The organism is Bacteroidota bacterium (assembly GCA_039714315.1).
GTDB lineage: Bacteria > Bacteroidota > Bacteroidia > Flavobacteriales > JADGDT01 > JADGDT01.
Map to the genome: position 1 here is coordinate 1 of JBDLJM010000045.1, position 21,710 is coordinate 21,710.

20 protein-coding genes and 1 tRNA gene are annotated in these 21,710 nt (G+C 35.3%); 11 read left to right on the forward strand and 10 right to left on the reverse strand.

Features of this window, described 5'->3' with window-relative positions:
* Positions 1–67: 67 nt before the first annotated feature.
* The gene (gene radA, locus ABFR62_06435) at positions 68–1,432 is read right to left on the reverse strand and encodes a DNA repair protein RadA (GenBank protein ID MEN8138051.1); all 1,365 of its coding nucleotides are present in this window, start codon (positions 1,430–1,432) and stop codon (positions 68–70) included.
* Positions 1,433–1,498: 66 nt separating this feature from the next.
* A complete protein-coding gene (gene hemH, locus ABFR62_06440) occupies positions 1,499–2,515 on the reverse strand; it encodes a ferrochelatase (GenBank protein MEN8138052.1) in 1,017 nt (338 codons plus the stop codon).
* Positions 2,516–2,687: 172 nt separating this feature from the next.
* Between hemH and ABFR62_06445 the strand changes: the two genes are divergently transcribed.
* The 3 genes from ABFR62_06445 (at position 2,688) to ABFR62_06455 (ending at position 7,519) form a co-directional block, all read left to right on the forward strand.
* On the forward strand, positions 2,688–3,056 hold the full coding sequence (locus ABFR62_06445) for a YraN family protein (GenBank protein ID MEN8138053.1): 369 nt from the start codon (positions 2,688–2,690) through the stop codon (positions 3,054–3,056).
* 317 nt (positions 3,057–3,373) lie between these two features.
* Positions 3,374–6,727, forward strand: a complete 3,354-nt coding sequence (gene mfd / locus ABFR62_06450) for a transcription-repair coupling factor (protein ID MEN8138054.1) — start codon at positions 3,374–3,376, stop codon at positions 6,725–6,727.
* Positions 6,728–6,784: 57 nt separating this feature from the next.
* Complete coding sequence (locus ABFR62_06455) at positions 6,785–7,519, forward strand: NAD-dependent deacylase (GenBank protein ID MEN8138055.1); 735 nt, start codon at positions 6,785–6,787, stop codon at positions 7,517–7,519.
* A gap of 5 nt (positions 7,520–7,524) precedes the next feature.
* Here ABFR62_06455 and ABFR62_06460 read toward each other — a convergent pair whose 3' ends face one another.
* The 3 genes from ABFR62_06460 to rnr all read right to left on the reverse strand — a co-directional run bounded on the left by ABFR62_06460 (position 7,525) and on the right by rnr (position 11,183).
* Positions 7,525–8,178 (reverse strand): LysE family transporter, encoded by a 654-nt coding sequence (locus ABFR62_06460; GenBank protein ID MEN8138056.1) that lies wholly within the window; start codon positions 8,176–8,178, stop codon positions 7,525–7,527.
* 78 nt (positions 8,179–8,256) lie between these two features.
* Complete coding sequence (locus ABFR62_06465) at positions 8,257–8,940, reverse strand: head GIN domain-containing protein (GenBank protein ID MEN8138057.1); 684 nt, start codon at positions 8,938–8,940, stop codon at positions 8,257–8,259.
* A gap of 71 nt (positions 8,941–9,011) precedes the next feature.
* Complete coding sequence (gene rnr / locus ABFR62_06470) at positions 9,012–11,183, reverse strand: ribonuclease R (GenBank protein ID MEN8138058.1); 2,172 nt, start codon at positions 11,181–11,183, stop codon at positions 9,012–9,014.
* Between the two features lie 270 nt (positions 11,184–11,453).
* Between rnr and ABFR62_06475 the strand changes: the two genes are divergently transcribed.
* Both ABFR62_06475 and accD read left to right on the forward strand, forming a co-directional pair.
* On the forward strand, positions 11,454–11,681 hold the full coding sequence (locus ABFR62_06475) for a hypothetical protein (GenBank protein MEN8138059.1): 228 nt from the start codon (positions 11,454–11,456) through the stop codon (positions 11,679–11,681).
* 158 nt (positions 11,682–11,839) lie between these two features.
* Positions 11,840–12,685, forward strand: coding sequence for an acetyl-CoA carboxylase, carboxyltransferase subunit beta (accD, locus tag ABFR62_06480; GenBank protein MEN8138060.1), 846 nt, complete (start codon positions 11,840–11,842; stop codon positions 12,683–12,685).
* A gap of 91 nt (positions 12,686–12,776) precedes the next feature.
* Here the strand turns inward: accD and ruvC are convergent, their stop codons facing one another.
* On the reverse strand, positions 12,777–13,331 hold the full coding sequence (gene ruvC / locus ABFR62_06485) for a crossover junction endodeoxyribonuclease RuvC (protein ID MEN8138061.1): 555 nt from the start codon (positions 13,329–13,331) through the stop codon (positions 12,777–12,779).
* A 16-nt stretch (positions 13,332–13,347) separates the two neighbouring features.
* On the opposite strand from ruvC, the gene ABFR62_06490 reads away from it, so the two are divergent.
* From ABFR62_06490 to ABFR62_06500, 3 genes are all read left to right on the forward strand, one after another.
* Positions 13,348–14,280 (forward strand): lysylphosphatidylglycerol synthase domain-containing protein, encoded by a 933-nt coding sequence (locus tag ABFR62_06490; GenBank protein MEN8138062.1) that lies wholly within the window; start codon positions 13,348–13,350, stop codon positions 14,278–14,280.
* A gap of 6 nt (positions 14,281–14,286) precedes the next feature.
* The gene (locus tag ABFR62_06495; GenBank protein ID MEN8138063.1) at positions 14,287–15,417 is read left to right on the forward strand and encodes a glycosyltransferase; all 1,131 of its coding nucleotides are present in this window, start codon (positions 14,287–14,289) and stop codon (positions 15,415–15,417) included.
* A gap of 597 nt (positions 15,418–16,014) precedes the next feature.
* A complete protein-coding gene (locus ABFR62_06500) occupies positions 16,015–16,605 on the forward strand; it encodes a Crp/Fnr family transcriptional regulator (protein MEN8138064.1) in 591 nt (196 codons plus the stop codon).
* A gap of 74 nt (positions 16,606–16,679) precedes the next feature.
* On the opposite strand, the gene ABFR62_06505 is transcribed toward ABFR62_06500, so the two are convergent.
* The 3 genes from ABFR62_06505 to ABFR62_06515 form a co-directional block, all read right to left on the reverse strand.
* Positions 16,680–17,720, reverse strand: a complete 1,041-nt coding sequence (locus ABFR62_06505; GenBank protein ID MEN8138065.1) for a glycosyltransferase family 9 protein — start codon at positions 17,718–17,720, stop codon at positions 16,680–16,682.
* A 59-nt stretch (positions 17,721–17,779) separates the two neighbouring features.
* Positions 17,780–18,385: a DUF4254 domain-containing protein gene (locus ABFR62_06510; protein MEN8138066.1), complete on the reverse strand. Its 606-nt coding sequence runs from the start codon at positions 18,383–18,385 to the stop codon at positions 17,780–17,782.
* A 103-nt stretch (positions 18,386–18,488) separates the two neighbouring features.
* Complete coding sequence (locus tag ABFR62_06515) at positions 18,489–19,373, reverse strand: hypothetical protein (GenBank protein ID MEN8138067.1); 885 nt, start codon at positions 19,371–19,373, stop codon at positions 18,489–18,491.
* Between the two features lie 400 nt (positions 19,374–19,773).
* Here ABFR62_06515 and upp point away from each other — a divergent pair, with 400 nt between their 5' ends.
* From upp to ABFR62_06530, 3 genes are all read left to right on the forward strand, one after another.
* Entirely contained in the window at positions 19,774–20,427 is a 654-nt protein-coding gene (gene upp, locus ABFR62_06520; protein ID MEN8138068.1) for a uracil phosphoribosyltransferase, read from the forward strand.
* Between the two features lie 39 nt (positions 20,428–20,466).
* Positions 20,467–21,264 (forward strand): hypothetical protein, encoded by a 798-nt coding sequence (locus ABFR62_06525; GenBank protein ID MEN8138069.1) that lies wholly within the window; start codon positions 20,467–20,469, stop codon positions 21,262–21,264.
* Between the two features lie 90 nt (positions 21,265–21,354).
* Positions 21,355–21,425 (forward strand) — tRNA-Cys (locus ABFR62_06530).
* On the opposite strand, the gene ABFR62_06535 is transcribed toward ABFR62_06530, so the two are convergent.
* On the reverse strand, positions 21,425–21,710 hold a 286-nt coding region (locus ABFR62_06535), incomplete at its 5' end, for a hypothetical protein (protein MEN8138070.1). The genes ABFR62_06530 and ABFR62_06535 overlap by 1 nt on opposite strands.

The following is a 21,710-nucleotide window of genomic DNA, read 5'->3' on the forward strand; positions in this document are numbered from 1 at the left end:
AATCCAATAATCTTTTTTTGAAATAACTACTTAAACTCCCACAACATTCGTGGTAGTACCAAGAATATTAACCAAAAAGTCGTTGAAACATTTCTTCCATTTTGGAAACGGCAACAACTTTAATTTTGAATTTATCCAGGTCTGCTTTGTTGTATTTAGAAACAAATATTACTTCAAAACCAAGTTTTTCAGCCTCAGAAATTCTATGTTCAACCCGGTTTATCGGTCTAATCTCGCCGGCTAAACCTACTTCGGCGGCAAAACATACTTTGTTGGATATAGAAATATCTTCATTCGATGATAATATTGAAGCAACCACGGCCAGATCTATGGCCGGATCATCAACTTTTATCCCTCCTGTTACATTTAGAAATACATCTTTTGCTGCAAGCCTGAACCCTGCTCTTTTCTCCAGAACGGCAAGGAGCATATTCAGTCTTTTTATATCGTAGCCTGTTGTAGATCTTTGTGGAGTACCGTAAACAGCCGAACTAACCAGTGCCTGAATTTCAATCATCATTGGTCTGGCACCTTCCATTGTTGCGGCTATTGCGTTACCCGAAAGTTCTTCGTCGCGTTTGGAAATAAGTATTTCAGATGGGTTTTTAACTTCTCTTAAACCACTTCCATGCATTTCATAAATTCCAAGCTCCTGAGTAGAACCAAACCTGTTTTTATGTGCCCTGAGAATTCTGAACAGATGATTTCTGTCGCCTTCAAACTGAAGAACCACATCAACCATGTGTTCTAAAATTTTTGGACCGGCCAGATTTCCGTCTTTCGTAATGTGGCCTATTAGAATTACCGGTGTTGAAGTTTCTTTGGCAAATCGCAACAATTCAGCAGTACATTCCCTGATTTGTGAAACACTTCCCGGCGATGATTCTATCATTTCTGTTTGTAAAGTCTGGATAGAATCAATAATCAGTAATTGCGGGTTAAGAGCCTTTATTTGATTAAATATGGATTGAGTTTTTGTTTCTGCCAGAATAAATAGGTTTTCATTGTTGATCCCAATCCTTTCAGAGCGCATCTTTATCTGGTTTAAACTCTCCTCTCCCGAAACATAAAGAGTTTTTAAGTGCGATACACTTAAGGCAAGTTGCAGCATCAAAGTAGATTTTCCTATTCCCGGTTCTCCACCGAGTAATATCAATGAGCCCGGAACAATTCCTCCCCCCAGAACCCTGTCAAGTTCTTCGTTTAGGGTATTGAAGCGTTTTTCCTGATTTGTTACAATTTCTGAGACTCTAAATGGTTTCGACTTCTTGCCGGTTGATGCCTGTGAAGAGTCCCACGCTTTAACGGCTTCTTTTTGTATAACTTCCTCAACAATGGTATTCCACTGATTACATGTTGGACATTTACCCATCCATTTTGAATGTTGGGCACCGCAGTTTTGACAGAAAAAAGAAGTTTTTGTTTTAGCCATTTTTTTATTAGGATTTGCGTTTTTCCCTATTGGGAGTTTGTGTTACCTGGTAAAAGCTTATTTTAATTATGAGAACAACCATTCATCTGCCCATTTTGCCAGATGTTCGATCCATTCAGGGTGGTCGTTAATCGATGGGATGAAAGTAAAGCTTTCTCCTCCAATTTCCATGAATTTTTCCCTAAGTTCAATATCTATATCGTAAAGGGTTTCAATATTGTCGATAATAGTAGATGGAGAGATAAGCGTAATGTTTTTTGTCCCTTTAGATATCAGATCTTTAAGTGTGTCGATTGTGTTTGGTGTCAGGTAACTTCCTTTGCCTAGTTTTGCCGGTAAAAAGGATAAGCTGTGGTCTATATTCAGGTCATTTATCCTATCCATTAACAAGTCGGTAGTAGTTTTTACCTGATAACAATAATTTACCTGTTTGTTCTCTTCCTCAATGTCGGCCAAACCTTCAAAACTACATTTACTACCGGAAATATGCTCTTCTTTTACACCCCTGTATACAAAGTGCAAATGTTCGATCTTGTTTATTGTATTTTGATCCCGAACCATCATTTCCAATGGTTTTATATAGTCTTTATGTTCATAGAAAGGCGGAATAATATGAAGTTCTACTTCGGGAAAATCTCTTCCGGCTATTTCAAAAGTTTTTAGAATAGAAGTATCGTATGTCATTGGCAGATAGTTCGGAAAAAGCGGGATGATCAATATTTTTTCTATCGAACTTTCTTTAATTTCTTTCAGTGTATCTGAAATTGATGGTTCACCATATCTGTTTGCCAGGAATACAGGTGCTTTCGCATCAAGCTCTAAGTCTTTTCTGATTTTTTCTGCTGCTATATGGGTGGCAATTCCATCCTGAAAGTTGATTTTTTCAAACTGCCATTTTCTTTCCTCAATTAGTTTTGGAAGGAACAGTTTATTTCTCTTAATGGCTTTTAACCAGGAATCATTAGTACTCACTTTTGAGTCGTTGAAATACTCGTTATAGTACTTGTTTATTGATGGTAATTCAGCATTTTTCGGGGCTCCTTCACCTAAAAGTAAAATCCCTTTTTTTGAAGCTTCAATCATTTTTGCGAATAAAAATTTTGAATCCAAATATATGAAATCCCCATAAACACTGATGCATGCCACCCGTATTAAAATACTCTATGTGCAAAATGAGAGTTAATAATCGTTTTTAGCAGAAGCCTTTAATAACGAAATTTATTATCTTTAATATTATTACCCATTAATTATAACTATGAAGAGAAATAACTACGCATTTGGTCGTGAAGGCGAAATAGAAGCCGTCAGGCACCTAAAAAAACAAGGCTACGAAATACTTGAAACCAACTGGTATTATAACAGGTATGAGATTGATATTATTGCCAAAAAAGGGGAGGTTTTAGTTGTTGTTGAGGTTAAGACAAGAGCTACCGATTATTTTGGTGATCCTGAGGATGCTGTTGATTACATAAAAAGAAGGAAGATTGTTGAGTGTGCCGATGCCTACATCGAAGAAAAGGATCTGGATTTAGATGTCAGGTTCGATATTATTGCAATCTTAAAGACAAAAGAAAAAACACTATTGCGTCATATTGATGATGCTTTCCTGTCGTTTGAAATGTAAAAAACTGTACAAACAGCCGGGTTTTATGTAGGGACAATTTAATTTATGATATTTTTTAGTTAAAATGGACCGTATACCGGCAGGGATAGCAACGATACCCCGCAGGTAATAAAGCTACTGAACAAACAAATGAGGAGGCGACTTTATGAGCCACCGCAATTGTATTGTGAAGAGCTTTATTATTGAGGAGTATAGTGTATAGCCCGCCTGCCTGACTTCTTCAGGAAGGCAGGTTTAGCCGGCCTAAAAAAAATACAAATCATAAATTAACAATCATAAATCAGTTTATCTTTGCACTTTCAGAAAAGTAAAACAAAATGACTCCTAAGGAACTTATCACCCTTTATAAAGAATCGGATCACGTACAAAAAGTTAGTGAGGAATTAACTAAAGATGCTACAGGTAAAATATGTTTTAGCGGGGCAATTGGTGCGTTAAAATCCTTTTATACGACGGCAATTTTCCGCAAAACAGAAAAGCCGTTTCTTGTAGTACTGGACGACAAGGAGCAAGCGGCGTATTTCCTAAATGAGGCCGAACAGATTGTTGGCGAAAAGGATGTTTTGTTCTATCCGGGCAGTTACCGCAGGCCATATCAGATTGAGGAAACCGATAATTCTAATGTGCTGTTGCGTGCTGAGGTTCTCAACAGGATAAACAGTCGTAAAAAACCGGCGATAATTGTTACTTACCCCGATGCTCTTTTCGAGAAGGTAATTACGCGGAAAGAGATGGAAAAGCACTCTCTCAAGGTAGCTGTTGGGGATAATATTTCGATTGATTTTTTGAATGAGGTTCTTTTCGAATATAAATTTAACCGGGTTGATTTTGTTGTTGAGCCGGGAGATTTTTCTGTGCGGGGTGGGATAGTTGATGTTTTCTCATTTTCGAATGATAACCCGTACAGGATAGAGTTTTTTGGAGATGAAGTTGACAGTATAAGAACTTTCGATGTTGAGAGTCAGTTGTCGGTTGATAAAGTTAATAAATTCAGGATTATTCCTAATGTAGAAGATAAGCGGATTGATGAGCGAAGAGAGAGTTTTTTGAAATATATTTCTGCATCTTCTGTAATTGCATTTAATAATGCAGAATTGGTAGGTGCCAGATTAGATAAGCTTTTTGATAAGGCCAATACGGCTTTTCAATCTCTCGAAGGCGAGTTGGACCATCTTGAGCCCGAACAGTTGTTTATCAGTTCAAAGGAATTTTATAAATCGGTTCTTGACTTTTCTCTGATTGAGTTTTCGACCCAACCACTTTTTAAGGCTGATTTTTTTGTGAAAATAAATGCAGAACCACAGCCGTCATTTAACAAGAATTTTGAGATGTTGACTCAAAATTTAGCGGAAAACACTCATAAAGGGTTTCAAAATCTGCTGTTATGTGCAAGTGAGAAACAGGTGAAACGTTTTCACGATATTTTTGAAGATATAGGTCACGATATTGATTATTTGGCAAGAGTTTTTCCTGTTCATGAGGGATTCATTGACCTTGATAATAATCTGGTTGTTTATACCGACCATCAGATTTTTGAACGTTATCATAAGTTTAATTTAAAAAATACTCATGCAAAATCGCAGAGTATAAGTCTTAAGGAGATTACCGGTCTTTCGATAGGAGATTTCGTAACTCATATCGATCACGGTATCGGAAAGTTTGGCGGGCTGCAGAAGATAGAAGTTGAAGGAAGGTTTCAGGAAGCAATAAAATTAGTTTATTCCGAAAACGATATACTTTATGTGAGTATTCATTCGCTGTATAAGATTTCGAAATTCAACGGGAAAGACGGAAAGATCCCGAAAGTAAATAAGCTTGGTTCTCCGGCATGGAAGGCTCTTAAAACAAAAACTAAGAAAAAGGTTAAGGAAATTGCTTTCGACCTGATACAGTTATATGCAAAAAGGCGCAGTCAGAAAGGCTATCAATATACTCAGGATTCATATTTGCAGCACGAACTTGAGGCATCATTTATTTATGAAGATACACCGGATCAATTCACGGCAACACAGGATGTAAAGGCCGATATGGAGAGCGAGCGACCTATGGACAGACTGGTTTGCGGGGATGTTGGTTTCGGAAAAACCGAGGTGGCAATCCGTGCTGCATTTAAGGCAGCTGCCGACAGTAAACAGGTTGCTATTTTGGTTCCGACTACAATACTGGCATTTCAGCATTTTAAAACATTCTCTGAAAGACTTGGCGATATGCCTGTTAATATTAATTATTTAAACAGGTTTAGATCAGCAAAGCAAAAACGAGAGATATTAGCTGATTTAAAAGAAGGTAAAATTGATATTCTAATAGGAACTCACCAGATTGTAAGTAAGAGTGTAGAGTTTAAGGATTTAGGGCTTTTGATTATTGATGAGGAGCAGAAATTTGGTGTTGCCGTAAAAGATAAATTGAAGACTTTAAAGGCCAATATAGATACTCTTACCCTTACCGCAACTCCAATTCCCAGAACCCTACAGTTTTCGTTGATGGCAGCAAGGGATTTATCTGTAATAAATACTCCTCCGCCAAACCGTCACCCGATAGATACACAGGTTGTCGGTTTTAACGAAGAGATTATCAGGGATGCAATTTCTTATGAGATATCACGTGGGGGTCAGGTATTTTTTATTCATAACAGGATAGAGAATATCATGGAAGTAGCCGGAATGATACAGCGTTTGGTACCCGGAGCTAAAGTTGCTATTGGTCATGGCCGGATGGATGGGAAAACCCTTGAAAAGCTTACCCTGGATTTCATCAGCGGGGAATTTGATGTTTTGGTTTCTACAACTATTGTTGAAAGTGGTATTGATGTACCAAATGCCAATACAATGATAATAAATAATGCCAATAATTTCGGACTTTCCGATTTGCACCAGATGCGTGGAAGGGTAGGACGTTCAAATAAAAAGGCTTTCTGTTATTTTATAGCGCCTCCATATTCGGCAATGACCGAAGAGGCACGTAAAAGGTTGCAGGCATTAGAGCAGTATTCAGGTTTAGGACAAGGATTTAATGTTGCCATGAAAGATCTTGAGATCCGTGGAGCCGGTGATATGTTGGGAGGTGAGCAAAGTGGATTCATGGCAGAAATGGGCTTTGATACCTATCAAAAGATTATGAGCGAAGCCATCGAGGAGTTGAAAGAAAGCGAATTTAAGGAACTGTTTGATGAAGAATCAAAACAGGGGCCAAAGTCTTTTGTTAAGGACTGTCAGATTGATACTGATTTTGAGATACTGTTGCCGGATGATTATGTAAACAATATTTCTGAGAGATTATCTCTCTACAACCGATTAAACGAAGTTAAAAACGAAGATGAATTGTTGGAATACCAAAGTAATTTGGTAGATAGATTCGGGGAATTGCCTATACAGACTATCGATTTGCTCGATAGTATGAAGATAAAATGGTTGGCAACAGATCTTGGTTTTGAAAGGTTGGTTATGAAGAAGGGAAAATTGATTGCATATTTTGTCAGCAATCAGGAATCTGATTATTTTCAGTCTGATGTCTTTACTAAGATTCTGGGTTTTGTTCAGAAGAATCCTCTTGAATGCAAATTGAAAGAAAGAACCAATAAAGCCGGAAATACATTGTTGACTTTGGTTTTAGATGATGTTGATACAATAGGAAAGGCTTTAAAGGTATTTGAAAGATTGAATGTTTCATGATTTTGAGCGGTATAATGAACAATAATTAGAGTAAATTTACAGTTCAATATATTGATGATGGGTATAAAAGAAGCTGCTGAGATAATAAAAAACTCAAAGTATTTAACGGCATTTACGGGTGCAGGCATATCGGTAGAAAGTGGTATTCCGCCCTTTAGAGGCGAAGGAGGATTGTGGAGTAAGTATGATCCCAGTATACTGGATCTATATACTTATAAAGTTAGTCCTCAGAAAAGCTGGCCGGTGATTAAAGAATTGTTTTTCGATTTTTTTGGTGATGCAAGGGCAAATAAAGCTCATTATGCATTAGCCGAATTAGAAAAGTCAGGCTTACTTAAATCTATAATTACGCAAAATATAGACAGTCTTCATCAGGAAGGAGGAAGTAAAGAAGTTTATGAATTTCATGGAAATTGCCGACAGCTGGTATGTTTCGAATGTTCTAACATAGAACAGGTTTCAGAAAAAGCATTAAGTGATACTCCTCCAAAGTGTGAGAAATGCGGAGGGTTGTTAAAGCCGGATTTTATCTTTTTTGGAGAAGGTATACCGGAACTTGCATACGAAAAGTCTCTTCATGCTTCACAAAGCTGTGATGTAATGCTGGTAATAGGTACTACAGGCGAAATTGTCCCGGCATCTTCACTTCCATACGTTGCAAAAGAATCGGGGGCTACAATTGTAGAGATAAACACAGAAGAATCGGCTTATACTAATTCTATAACGGATATTTTCCTGCAGGGAAAGGCAACCGGAGTAATGGATGCTTTGAAAAAAGAGATAATTTATTAAGTTTATTAGGATATTATATCCAATAGAAACTTCATATCTTCTTTCGTAACAAAGGCTCTCATGGAAAGAACTATACCAAATCCCATTAAAATAAAACCTATGGTTTTCTTTACCTTGTATAGAAGTTCATCAGTGAGTTTTTTCTTGAATTCTTTTGCGAGAGCTATTTTTATTATGTCAATTACAAGGTAAGTTGCAATAACTGTTCCAAAATACAGGGAAGTGTCAGCAGTGTCAAATTTCATCTTGTGCCCTGCAATTACCATTGATCCTAGCCAAAATATAAGGACGCCGATATTTATCACATTTAAAAAGAAGCCTTTTAAAATTAACCCGAAATAATCTGACTTTTTTTCTGAAACATTTTCATATTCGATATGGTCTTTTTTTACAACACTTCTCAGTCCATAAACAAAAATAACTGCTCCGCCAATTAGGAATAAAGATGGAGTGTCTTCTAAATCCTTCAGTAGTTGTTTACTTGAAAAAAAGGCAATTGCTATGTAGAAGATATCGGATAGTACCACTCCTACATCGAGCATTAAAGCAGCTCTGGCACCTTTGGTTATACTGGTTTCAATCAGTATAAAAAAAACCGGTCCTACCAGTATGCTTAAAGTTAAGCCTAAGGGAATGGCAAATAAAATAATATCTAGCATGAATATTTGTTGATTAAAAAACGGAACTCAAGTTATGAGCTCCGTTACAAAAATAAGGTAATTTTATTATAAAAATATCTATCTTGCTTCTATATTACCACCAAGACTTATGTCCTTGTTTACGGTTTTTGTTTCTCCGTAATAGAAAATGTTACCTCCCATAGTTACAGTAGCATCCAGAATTTCTTCTACCTGAACATTTGCATCTCCACCGGCACTAACTTTCACTTCTCCGTATTTAGATTTAAGGTTTTTGCCGTCGAAATTACCTCCGGTACTAATATTCACACTTAAATTTTCACTTTTCCCTTCAAGTTCAATCTTCCCGCCGGTAGCTATTTTTATGATGAGGTCCTTTGAATCAACTTTGATATCAACATCTGCTCCTTCGATAGATTTAATTGTTAAAAGTCTGTTTTTAATTTTTTCATTCGAACTTATGGAGCTTCCCTCTGTAGCTTTTATTTCTTTCAGGTCGCCTGCAAAATAAACAATAACATGACTGTCTCCTCCCTTAAAGTTACTGCCAAAGGTCATTTTTATTTTAAGTGTTTTGTCTGATACCTGAGTAACGACTTCATCGATATTGTCGCCGGAAACTTTTACGTAGTTTTTGTTCGAAGGAACCAACTGAACGCTTACACCATCGTACGAGGTTACATTCTCAAAATCTCTTAGTTGCCTTGTATCAATGTTCTGGGCGAAAGTTGTTGATACAAATAAAAATGTTGCTAATGATAAAATAATATTTCTAATATGCATATCTAATGTTTTTAATATTATAAATACGTTAAAAACCGGGAATTGTTGCATAAGCATTAATTATACCTGAATTATTCGATGAGTTCGTAATTCAATTGTTTTTTCTCGAGATCCGTGCTTTTTACTTTAACCATTACCTGGTCGCCCAGCTGATATATATTTTTAGTAACATCGCCTACTAAACAGTAGTTTTTAGAATCGAAGGTGTAATAATCATCTTTAATTTCCCTGATCCTTACCAGTCCTTCACATTTATTTTCTATGATTTCTACATACATTCCCCATTCTGTAACACCCGAAATCACGCCCATAAACTCCTGATCACGGTGCTCTTCCATATATTTTACCTGCATGTATTTTATAGAATCCCGCTCAGCCTTACTTGCCATAGTTTCTCTATCGGACGAATGCTCTGATTTTCTTTCCCAGTCTTCTTTTTGTGCAGATTTGCCTCCGTCTAAATAATGTTGGAGCAAACGATGAACCATTACATCAGGATAACGGCGAATAGGAGATGTAAAATGAGTGTAATAATCGAAAGCCAGACCATAGTGACCTATATTGTCTGTTGTATACTTGGCTTTACTCATTGATCTTACAGCTAAAGTTTCTACCATATTGGCTTCGGCCTTACCATGTACGTCGGCTAATAATTTGTTCAGAGAATTAGAAATTGCTGTTTTGCTCTGTATCTGCATTTGATATCCAAACTGACGAACAAATGTTTGAAGAGAAGCAAGTTTTTCCGGATCCGGGTCATCATGAACCCTGTATACAAATGTAGTACCGCTTGGCTCTCCATTTTTATTCATCCCTATAAATTCAGCCACTTTCTTATTTGCCAGCAGCATAAACTCTTCAATCAGATGATTTGAGTCTTTTGACTCTTTGAAGTAGATCCCGGTTGGTTCGTGGTTCTCATTAAGTTTGAACTTAACTTCAACCTTATCAAATGAAATAGCTCCTTTCTTTGCTCTGTCTTCACGCAATTTTTTTGCTAAATCGTCGAGTAATAATATTTCTTTAGCATAATCGCCCTGTTTGTTTTCTATTACATCCTGTGCTTCCTCATAAGTGAACCTTCTATCGGAAAGAGTAACAGTTCTTCCAAACCACTTATTTATAATTTGAGCATCTTCATTTATTTCGAATACCGCCGAGAAAGTATATTTTTCTTCATTTGGGCGAAGTGAACAAACTTTATTGGATAATATTTCCGGAAGCATTGGAACTACTCTGTCTACAAGATATACTGAAGTAGCTCTCGAGATTGCTTCTTCCTCAAGGACAGAGCCTTCTTTTACGTAATGGGATACGTCGGCAATGTGCACTCCAATTTCCCAGTTACCATTTTCAAGTTTTTCTACAGATAGTGCATCATCAAAATCTTTTGCATCAACCGGATCTATAGTAAAAGTTGTTGCTGAACGCATATCTCTGCGTTTGGCGATTTCTTCTTCACGAATTTCAGTATCTATCTGGTTAGCTTCATCCTCAACGTGGTCCGGAAATTTATATGGAAGACCATATTCGGCTAATATTGAGTGCATTTCAACGTCGTGTTCACCCGGATTACCAAGTACCTGGGTAACTTCGCCAAACGGACTTTGCGCTTTTTCGGGCCAGTCGGTCATTTTCACTACTACTTTTTGTCCGTTTTCGGCATCTAAAACTTTGTCTAGAGGTACAAAAATATCAACCGGCATCTTCTGACTGTCAGGAATAACAAATGCAAACCGTGATGATATTTCTATCTGTCCTACAAAATCTGTTCTCGATCTTTCAATAACATCGACTATCTCTCCTTCCTGACGACCGCGTTTTTTACGGCGATACAGATAAACTTTTACTAAATCATTGTGTAATGCATGTTGAGTATTACCACGTGGTATGTATACATCAGATTCCATCTCCTCGGAGATAATGTATGCAGAACCATTTGCTTTCATATCTACTTTGCCATAAATATATAGAACATCCGGTTTTAGCAGGTACTTTCCTCTTTCTTGTTCTTCAATACGATTTTGAGCTTTGAGTTCTTCCATCTTTCTCAATACCTCTTGTCGTCCTGCGGAATCTTTTATGTTTAATTTGGCGGATAATTGTTTGTAGTTATAAGCCTGACCCGGATTTTGTCTGAAAACCTTTAATATCTTACGTGTAATATCTTTTAGGTTCAGGGCCCTGCGTTTTCCTCCTGATTTTTTATTGTGTTTCTTACTGTGTTTCTTATTGTGTGACATCTTTTAAAATAAAGGTGTTAATTATTTAATGAAATTGGGTTCTATGTTTGATAAAGATAGAAGTAGTTACAAATATTAGCAACTGAATGGAGAGCTTTATATAAGACAATTTTAATCTCATTTTCAAAGCAAAGGTAATTATTTGATTCTCTAATTGTTTAATAAAATCGAATAATCAGAAATACTTTCTGAAATTAGTATTTGTAAGTGATCTAATTTATTAGGTCGTTTTTCTTTTAAATACTTATTTTTGCGACAAATATCGAAATTATGTTTAGACTAGCATGCGGACTATATGATCAGTTGGAAGTTTTCGCGATGAGGAAGACTTTGGTCGAAATTACCTTTATGGATGATGATGGTGTAGAATTTACGGAAAAGGGAATCATAAGCGATCTTATAGTTAAAGATGGCGTTGAGAAAATTATATTTAACAATACAAAAGAGATAAAGGCACAAGATATTTTGATAGTCAACGGTGTTGATTTTAAGGAATAGTGCGTTTTTAACTGTTTATTATCTGAGTTATTTTTAATAAAATTCAGGAGATGTTGTTTAAATAAAATTTTCTACCTTGCCGGGCTTATATTACGGTTTTTGCTGTGACAATATATTAAAGACAAACAAACAATTTAAATATAATTAAATCAATCAATATGGCTTGGTTTAGAAGAACAGAGAAAGGGATTACTACTCCTACAGAGGAGAAGCTTGATGTGCCAAAAGGATTGTGGTACAAGACTCCAAGTGGAAAAATTATCGATACGGATATGCTTAAGAAGAATTTCTACGTAAGTCCGGAGGATGGTTATCATGTTCGCATTGGGAGTGAGGAGTATTTTGAAATCATGTTTGATGATGGTAAATACACTGAATTTAATGAAGGGTTAACTTCGCTTGATCCGCTTAAATTTGAGGATAAGAAGAAGTATCCGGACAGACTTAAAGAGGTTCAAAAAAAGACCAAATTAAAAGATGCTATACGTACTGCTGTTGGTAAATCTGAGGGGAAAGATTTAGTAATAGCGGCGATGGATTTCAGTTTTATTGGTGGATCAATGGGATCGGTTGTAGGTGAGAAAATTGCAAGGGCAATTGATTACTCTATCGAAAATAAGATTCCGTTTATGTTGATTTCGAAATCCGGAGGAGCCCGTATGATGGAAGCTGCATTTTCTTTAATGCAATTGGCTAAAACATCTGCTAAGCTCGCATTGCTTTCAAAAGCAAAGATTCCATATATATCGTTGCTTACCGATCCGACTACCGGTGGTGTAACTGCTTCATATGCGATGCTTGGAGATATTAATATAGCTGAGCCGGGGGCACTTATTGGATTTGCGGGACCTAGAGTTGTTAAAGAAACTATCGGTAGAGATTTACCGGAAGGATTCCAAACTGCAGAGTTTGTAATGGAGCACGGCTTTTTGGATTTTATAGTAGAACGTAAATATTTAAAATCAAAAGTAAATCAGTATATCGGCTTGATATTAAACAAGTAGTTATATACTATCATCATAAAAAAAACTCGGGACTTATTTAGTTCCGAGTTTTTTTATGGGTTGACAAATTATTTATTCCGAAGGGAATGTACTATTTTTTTACCTTATCAGGGTTGTTTTTTATAAATGCGCCCCATCCTGAATATGATTTTTCATTTCCGGTAGTTTTTCCTCCATTAAAATAATGACAAACAGCAGCAGCCAGACCATCTGTTGCATCCAAATGTTTGGGCATCTCTTTCATGTTTAAGAGTTGCATCAGCATACCTGCAACCTGTTCCTTTGAAGCATTACCATTACCGGTAATTGCCATTTTTATTTTTTTTGGAGCATATTCCGTGATTGCAACTTCTCTGTATAATCCTGCTGCCATTGCTACTCCCTGAGCTCTCCCAAGCTTTAGCATAGATTGAACATTTTTACCAAAAAAAGGTGCCTCGATAGCAATTTCATCCGGATGGTATTGGTCTATAATTGCAAGAGTTTTTTCGAAAATTCTTTTAAGTTTTAAACTGTGATCTTTAAGCTTAGATAAAATTAATTCATCATAGCTTATGAGTTCAATTTTTTTACCTTTAACGCGGATCAATCCAAAGCCCATAATAGTTGTTCCGGGGTCGATACCTAGTATTATTTTCTCAGTCAATTGCTTTTTTTATTAAATGACGTTAAGTGCCAAAGTTAAATATTATGCCTTTTTGCTCGCTAAGATAGTTATTGCCGTAATGGCTTTCTATTTTATTTATCAAAAGATATCAAAACAACCTTTGAGTGAAATAGGGGGAGCGATATCAGCTATTTCTTTTGGGCAATATTGGTTATTTGTTTCTGCAGTTATATTATCGGCTGTTAATTGGTTTTGTGAAATTTCGAAATGGAAAGTATTGTCGAAAAAAATCAGGAATATCACATTTAATGAGAGTTTCAGAATAGTTTTGTCCTCTTTGGTGGCATCTATAATTACCCCAAACAAAATAGGAGAATATGGAGCGAAAGTAACCTTTTATAAAAAGGAGATGTGGAAGAAGGTGTTAGGGTTTAATTTCTTCGGTAATATGATGCAGCTGTATGTTACATTATTAATGGGCTTGTTTTTCTATTATTTTCTTCCCGTAAATGTTCAGGCAAAGGTTCCCGGTGCTGTTTTGCCGTCTGTACTATTGTTTTTCACCTTACTGTCTCTTTTTCTATTTAGAAAGAATTCAGGACTTCAGTTGCCTTGGCTGTCGAAAAGAGTAGAAATTTCTGTTTTATCTGTGTTAAGTATAAATGACAGGTTTAGGATTTTGGCTATTTCTGTTATAAAGTACTTGGCTTTTTCATTACAGTTTTTATTACTTCTTTTAGTCTTTGGTGTTGACAGCTCAGTTGAGTATTATTCGATAATTACGCTTAATTATTTTTTGATATCAATTCTGCCTTCAATTTTTTTCGGAGATTTGTTAATTCGGGGTTCAGTAGCGATTTTTTTATTTTCTCTAATCGGAGTAAATGAAATTGTTGTAGTTACAGTTGTTTTTATCGCCTGGATTTTTAATTTTGTTATTCCCGCCTTAATTGGCTCTTTGTTAATATTAAAAACAAAACAAAACTAACTCAATATGGAAAATGTTGTATTTGTTACTTCCACAATAGTTTTTCTTTATTCAATATTGATATTATTGCTTATAGCGGGATTTTATAAGGTACCCGAGGAAACCTATGAAACTGCATCACCGGTTAATGAGTTCTCTATTATCATTCCATTCAGAAATGAAGAGCAAAACCTGGAAAGACTTATAGGTAGTTTGGCGTTAATAGAATATCCTTATAATAAGTTTGAGGTTATTCTTGTAGATGATAATTCTGAGGACAGATCATTTGAAATTGCAAATACGCTATTGAGATATACCAAAATAAAGTCACGGGTTATTAAAGTGCCGGAAGGCACTTCCGGAAAGAAGAATGCCTTAAATATTGGGATTGAAGAAGCATTGTTTTCATGGATAATTACTACTGATGCCGATTGTACGGTGCAACCATTATGGGTAAAACTTATAGATCAGAAATTGCAGGTCGAAGAGACAGTGATGCTTGCCGGGCCCGTAAATATGATTTCAAATAATGAAGGCTTTATCGATTTATTTCAAAGATGTGATTTGGCTGCGATGATGGGCTCCACTATTGGAGGGTTCGGACTAGGAAAGCCATTTTTGTGTAATGGAGCAAATCTATCGTTTAGAAAAGATACCTTTTATGAAGTTGGAGGTTATGAAGGAAATATGAATATGGCTTCAGGAGATGATTTATTTCTTATGGAAAAAATTATCAAAAAAATTCCAAATAAAGTCAAATACATTAAAGCGGGAAGTGCTATAGTTTATACAAATGCAATGGAAACTGTAAGCCAGTTTGTACAACAAAGAATCAGGTGGGCCGCAAAATCGTCAAGCTATAGCTCTTTGTTTATTAAAGGTGTCAGTCTTATGATTGGTTTGTCTAATGCAATGCTTTTGCTGTTGATGATATTTGCAGCTTTTGGAGTTTATTTAAAAGATGTGCTTCCTTTTATTGTTTTGAAGTTTTTGGTAGACTTCTGGTTGTTAAAAATAAGCAGTAACTTTCTTGGAGATTCAAAAAAAATCTATTTATATCCGGTTGTTGCAATTACCTACCCGTTTTATGTAGTGAGTATAGCTTTTCTTTCTCAGGTGTCTGACTTTGAATGGAAAGGCCGTAAGTTTAATAAGTAACTGTTAAAATGGTATAATGAGATAGCTTTTTTCAACTGTAAAATACTGTATATATTGTAGTAGCAAGTAGAAAGAGAGCAATCACATATCCTGCCTCAAGAAGTATATTAAATACAACCTCTCTTTTTCTCTGTGTATCAGCCTGTTTTTTCATTATTAACTGTTTGGTTTTATTGTAATTAGAATATGCAAATTTACAACACATTCACCAATATTAAACGATTTTTTAAAACTGTTTTATGTTAAGGTATGGTTAAATGTATTAAGCTTGTTAGTTGATTAATAAGCAATTATTGTGCCATTTATACTTTTTTTGTTTAAACATAAATAATTATGACGGCTATCATTTTACGATTGATAAATGTCATTTAATTAAAAAAATAAAATGGTTTCCTTTGTACACTTGTATTTCCGGCAGTTGTTAGATTGCTGGTGTATAATGTTATAATCTTGAAAACATTAACTTGACATATGTTAAAATGTAGTTTTAATGATGGCACGGGATGCGCGAATTGCAAGTTTCCGGTAAGCACAATTTTTCATTCTTTATCCGAAAATTCACTTAATGATTTACAGGAGAATAAGGTTGATCTGTTTGTGAAGAGGAAGCAGAATATATTCGTACAGGGAAATATTCCTCAATATGTGTACATTATAAGAAAGGGAAAAATAAAAGTATTTATCCTGGGTGAGAATGGAAAGGAACAGATAGTTAGAGTTGCTAAAGAGGGGGATACAATAGGCTACAGATCACTGTTAAATGATGAGAAATATTTTGCAACAGCTGTTGCAATGGAAGATTGTGAATTGTGTGCAGTTACAAAATCTTTTTTCTTTGATGAGATCGACAGAAACCCTGTGTTGGCGAAAGATACTTTAACACTTTTATCAAAACAGTTGAGAAATTCGGAAAACCGAATGTTTAGTCTGGCTTATAAGTCGGTTAAAGAACGTATTGCTGAAGGAGTGTTGATGCTTGCTAATGCCTATGGATATGCTGAAGATCAGCAAACTATTGCGGTTCAACTATACAGAAAAGATATAGCTGATTTTGCGGGAGTTACTGTTGAAACAGCTATCAGAAATCTGAATGACTTCAGAAGAGAAATGTTGGTGGAAATCGATCAAAAAAGGATAAAGATCCTGGAGAAAGATAAGCTTCACGAAATAGCAAAGATCAGAAGGTAATCTACTATGTAGTAGTGCTGAAGATTAATAAAAAAGGTGGCATAAAAACTAGTTTATGCCACCTTTTTTAGGTTTTACTTTTCTTTTACTGGAACAATAATTTTAACCTTATCAACAATTAAGGATTCCGGTAAATCCATCATACAGGCATAGTCTCCTCTATGGCACTCTTTGTTTCCGAAAACCGAACATGGACGACATTTCATATCGATTTGTGCGGCCCACTTTTGAGATTGACCGTAACCCATGAACCCGGCATAAGGATGCGTTGCTCCCCAAACTGAGACTACTTTAGTACCTGCCAACGATGCCATGTGCATATTTGCAGAATCCATACTGATCATTACATCTAAATTAGACATAAGATCCAGCTCCTGAGGTAAAGTCATTTTCCCCGCAGCTAGTATTGTTTGTGGGTATTTATCCCATAAATCTTTTAATTTATTTGTTTCGGCCTTTCCTCCTCCAAACAAAAATATTTTTGCTTTTGGATAAGTGTCCTGCAGTTGTTTAATCAGAGTACCTACTTTGTCGAAACGATATTTTTTCCCCTTATGCTGCGCAAATGGAGCTATTCCAATCCATGGTCCTGCTTTTACTCCAGCCTCCCTTTGTATGGAAGTGGATATTTTTGCCCTCCTTTTATTAGGCAATTTATGTGATAATTTGACTTCTAATCCTAATTGTCTAAAAACATCAGCATACCTCTCGGTGGTTAATTTAAGTTGGTGAAACTTTTTATTAGAGTCTTTGATTAATTCTTTTTTGTCGTCACGGCCTTTGTTGATCGATGCAACTTTAACACCTTTCATCTTAAATAAACCGGATATTACCTGTGAGCGTAGCACTCCATGTAAGTCGGCAACAGCATCAAAGTCGGTATCTCTTCTTAAATCCTGAAATAATCGATACAAGCCACCTAAACCTTTGTGTTCATCCTCCAGTTTGGGAGCAACGAATTTAAGTCGGTTTATGCCTTTAAAAAACACCCTGAATCCCTCACGTGATATAAAGGTAATATTGAGGTTTTTATGAGTTCTTAATACCTCTTTTATTACGGGGACCGTCATAGCCACATCGCCCATAGCCGACATTCTTATTACCAGTAGGTTCATATCACCTTGTATTTGGGGGTTGTAATTTATTTAGTTTTAATATAAGCTTTTTTTTTGAATTATTTCTTAACCTTATATAAGACCGGATTAAGACTTTCATCATTATACATTTTCATCTGCTTGTATACCTTCATGTATTTATTACCCAGTTCCATGTCGTTTAATAATTCATCTATAGCAGATGTTAAGTCCTTTTCCTGTTCCAGTAATATGTTTAGTTTTGTGTCACAGGCTTTTACGTGTTCGTCAGAAACATTTTCACGGTTTGTTTCTTCACGCATGTGATATATTTTGAGGTATAAAATAGAAAGGCGATCAATAGCCCATGCAGGACTTTCAGTATTTAAAGAGGCATCTGCTTTGATTTCTACATTGTCAAATTTTTCAAGAAAATAACTGTCAATGTATTCCACCATGTCAGTCCTGTCCTGATTAGAAGCATCAATTTTTCTTTTTAAAGTCAGTGCCGATACAGGATCGATTTCCGGGTCTCTAATGATGTCCTCATAATGCCATTGTACGGTATCAATCCAGTTTTTATTGTATAAAAGAGCCTCGATAGTTCCTTTCTCAAATGGATTATTTATTTCAGTATCTACACTATCGTAAATGTGGTAATTGTCAATACTTTTGTTGAATATTTCTCTACACAGTTTTGTAAACATCTCTAGTCATTTTTAAAATATCACAAATATACTATTTATGGGATAAAAGAGACTTACTTTTCTTAGTTCTGAAAAATGATTTAATAACTGAAATTAATAACAGTTATTTTAATAATGTAGAAAACTCATAAGTTGCTTTTTTGTACCGGTACCATAAGTATATACTTATGTGGTAAAAGAAATATGAGAGTTTTGCCAATAGATCTATAAAAAAAGCTAAAAGTCTTTTTAGTTCTAAAGTCCAGTCAAAGGGTTGATTAAAATCTCTTAAAGGTAAGTTGTTTAAATATGTAGTATTTGGCAGGCTGATTATTTTTGAAAAAAGTAAGATGGCAATTGAAGCCAGTGCCATATATGCGAATGTAGACCACCAGTCGTTTTTAACAATTCTAAGACTATATATTAAACTGTCAATAATAGACATATCGTCTGATAACACTGCGAAATATGATAGAGAGGATGCAATATAAAACCAGAAAAATATAGCAAATAATATTATGCCTAATATTGAAGCAATCACATCAAAATTGAAAATGTTTTTACCTCCGATATAAAGTGCAAGAAGTGATCCTCCGACAATAAATTCTACTAAGGACAAAGTTGCCAGTGCGGGTAATTTTCTGACCACGAATAAAACGGTTTCTCTAAAAGGATTTTTGTCATCATCTTTTCTATTAAACCATCCTATAGCTACTATTTGTATTGTAACCTGGATAAAGATGCTGTATGATACATAAAGCCAAAAAGTAAAGAATGCGCTGTTGTTTGTATTAAATGCACTGTTTAACTCTAAGTTGGTGTGGTTGTGTAGATTATTAAAGTCTGTGAAGCCAAAAAATACTGCAAATGGAACAAGAGCAAAGAAAAAAGTTAACAAAGTAAATCTGAATGTCCTTTCCAATTCTAATCCATTGCTAATAAATAAAGAGGCCGTTTTATTTAAAACATAGAATACCTTCCATTTTTTTGAAATATCTATACTACTCATTGACTAGTTAGTTATAGTTATATAGCTGTTTTTATTTATTATGACTATATTGTTATTTGAAATTAAGGATAGATGTATTATGATATACAGATTTGAGAATTTATTGTACTAACTGTAATGAGAGTCTAAAAAAACCTTGTTGTTTTTGTAATGTACAGGAAATCAAATATGTATTAAGTTGTGTTTTTGAGGTGTATTATTAACCGGAAACGAATACTTTCTTTTACCGAAAGAAAACTACTACAGGGTTTTTCTCAAAATAGACTCATAGATAATTATTTTGGAGCTAGATTCATTATATTTGTTATAATCACATTTGGTTCTTAAAGAATTGCTGTATTAAGTAAATTTTAAGTGTGTTATTTTTTAATAAAAACTTTAATTGAATAAATAATTAGTAATGATAATTAATGATTTTTCAGAAAAGAATTCAATATTGAATCAGTTTATTTCGGAATTGAGAAATATAAATATTCAACAGGACAGGATGCGTTTTCGCCGCAATCTAGAAAGAGTAGGAGAGGTGTTGGCGTATGAGTTAAGCAAAAGCTTAAAGTTTTCGGGACGTACCATTAATACTCCTTTGGGAAGAAAGCAAATGAGTTTAATAGATAAGGAACCTGTTTTGTGTTCAATTTTAAGAGCAGGAATGCCATTGCATACAGGTGTTTTAAATTATTTTGACAAGGCTGAAAATACATTTATATCTGCATTTAGAAAACATCATAATGACGAAGATGAATTTGAGATTGTTGTAGAGTATGTGGCCACCCCTTCAATAGAGGGAAAAACTTTGATATTGATTGATCCTATGCTTGCTACGGGATCTTCGATGATTTCGGTGTATCATTCGCTCCTCAAGTTTGGAAAACCAAAAGAGATTCACATATTGTCAGTAATTGCTTCGAAAGAGGGAGTTGAATATATTTCGAATGAATTTCCTGAGGATACTACATTGTGGATTGCCACAGTCGATGATAAACTAAACGATAGAGGTTATATTATTCCCGGTCTTGGAGATGCAGGAGATTTAGCTTATGGAGAAAAGTTGTAGTGTGTGAATTGTTACCGGGGCTGAGTAAAAAAAATAATCATGAAGGGTTTATTAATTATAATTTTATTAGTTCCAATTCTTTCTTTTGGTCAGTATTCTCCAAAAGAAGAAAGTAATTTTGCGAAAAATGAATTGTCAGAATTGACAGATTATAAGAATACAATCCGGTGGAATATTACTCCTTTTATGATCTTTGGGTATAGGAATATTAATCTGGGATATGAAAGGGTTTTGTCAGATAAAAATACTGTATCTGTTAATGTCGGATATCTGGAAATTCCCAAATTACTTACTCAGTCAGAAAAGGTAGAGTATATTGATGGAGATTCTTATAGAGGAGGTTTTAGTATTTTTGCAGATTATAATTTTTATATAGCCAACAGGAATGTTCGGAAAGCACCCGAAGGTGTATATTGGGGAGTATTTGCAGGTATATATAACCAGAAATTTGGCACTAATTTTAATTTAGTTGATGAAAATAACGGAAATATTGCGCTAGCCAATGCTGATTTGAAAGCTACTGTAAATAACCTGAACTTAGGTATGCAGTTGGGATATCAGTTCGTGTTTTACGACAGGTTCACTGTCGACTTAGTTTTGGTTGGGCCGGCACTGAGTTTCTATACCGGGAAATTAAGTGGGGATATTGAAATATATGATGAAAATATAGAAGAAAACGAGATCTATAAGGAATTTGTTAACATGATTATGAATAAGGCTCCATGGCTGGCCGATGTTGTTGATGAAAAAGAAATTTCTGCAAAAGGCGGAAAATCAAACTTTTCATTATTTGGCGGGAATTTTAGATACGTGCTTCAAATAGGGTATAGGTTTTAAAATAAATGGGGTATTAAACAATTTAAAAAGTAAGTTTTTATTTGGGTGCTGTAAATTTATGTTTAAATTTGCACCCGCAAACAGCGAAAAGGTTCCATGGCCGAGTGGCTAGGCAGCGCTCTGCAAAAGCGTCTACATCGGTTCGAATCCGATTGGAACCTCAAGTTAAAATCCTCACTCGTAAGAGTGGGGATTTTTTATTTCCAACAACGTCAAAAACCCTGTTTTTGTAAGTGGTTGGAAATAAAAAAGACCAACAACGCACCAGCGTTGGGGATTTTAATTTGCAATGGTAGAGTTTTCGGATCACGCAGCGCAGCGGAGTAATCCGACTGATGCAAGGGACGTGTTTTTGTAAGTGGTTGGAAATAAAAAAGACCAACAACGCACCAGCGTTGGGGATTTTAATTTGCAATGGTAGAGTTTTCGGATCACGCAGCGCAGCG

What these genes read in the sequence shown, in the direction of transcription:
- radA (MEN8138051.1), bottom strand. Translation starts at nt 1,432, where the DNA reads ATGGCTAAAACAAAAACTTCTTTTTTCTGTCAAAACTGCGGTGCCCAA.
- hemH (MEN8138052.1), bottom strand. Translation starts at nt 2,515, where the DNA reads ATGATTGAAGCTTCAAAAAAAGGGATTTTACTTTTAGGTGAAGGAGCC.
- ABFR62_06445 (MEN8138053.1), top strand. Translation starts at nt 2,688, where the DNA reads ATGAAGAGAAATAACTACGCATTTGGTCGTGAAGGCGAAATAGAAGCC.
- mfd (MEN8138054.1), top strand. Translation starts at nt 3,374, where the DNA reads ATGACTCCTAAGGAACTTATCACCCTTTATAAAGAATCGGATCACGTA.
- ABFR62_06455 (MEN8138055.1), top strand. Translation starts at nt 6,785, where the DNA reads ATGGGTATAAAAGAAGCTGCTGAGATAATAAAAAACTCAAAGTATTTA.
- ABFR62_06460 (MEN8138056.1), bottom strand. Translation starts at nt 8,178, where the DNA reads ATGCTAGATATTATTTTATTTGCCATTCCCTTAGGCTTAACTTTAAGC.
- ABFR62_06465 (MEN8138057.1), bottom strand. Translation starts at nt 8,940, where the DNA reads ATGCATATTAGAAATATTATTTTATCATTAGCAACATTTTTATTTGTA.
- rnr (MEN8138058.1), bottom strand. Translation starts at nt 11,183, where the DNA reads ATGTCACACAATAAGAAACACAGTAAGAAACACAATAAAAAATCAGGA.
- ABFR62_06475 (MEN8138059.1), top strand. Translation starts at nt 11,454, where the DNA reads ATGTTTAGACTAGCATGCGGACTATATGATCAGTTGGAAGTTTTCGCG.
- accD (MEN8138060.1), top strand. Translation starts at nt 11,840, where the DNA reads ATGGCTTGGTTTAGAAGAACAGAGAAAGGGATTACTACTCCTACAGAG.
- ABFR62_06490 (MEN8138062.1), top strand. Translation starts at nt 13,348, where the DNA reads ATGACGTTAAGTGCCAAAGTTAAATATTATGCCTTTTTGCTCGCTAAG.
- ABFR62_06495 (MEN8138063.1), top strand. Translation starts at nt 14,287, where the DNA reads ATGGAAAATGTTGTATTTGTTACTTCCACAATAGTTTTTCTTTATTCA.
- ABFR62_06505 (MEN8138065.1), bottom strand. Translation starts at nt 17,720, where the DNA reads ATGAACCTACTGGTAATAAGAATGTCGGCTATGGGCGATGTGGCTATG.
- ABFR62_06510 (MEN8138066.1), bottom strand. Translation starts at nt 18,385, where the DNA reads ATGTTTACAAAACTGTGTAGAGAAATATTCAACAAAAGTATTGACAAT.
- ABFR62_06515 (MEN8138067.1), bottom strand. Translation starts at nt 19,373, where the DNA reads ATGAGTAGTATAGATATTTCAAAAAAATGGAAGGTATTCTATGTTTTA.
- upp (MEN8138068.1), top strand. Translation starts at nt 19,774, where the DNA reads ATGATAATTAATGATTTTTCAGAAAAGAATTCAATATTGAATCAGTTT.
- ABFR62_06525 (MEN8138069.1), top strand. Translation starts at nt 20,467, where the DNA reads ATGAAGGGTTTATTAATTATAATTTTATTAGTTCCAATTCTTTCTTTT.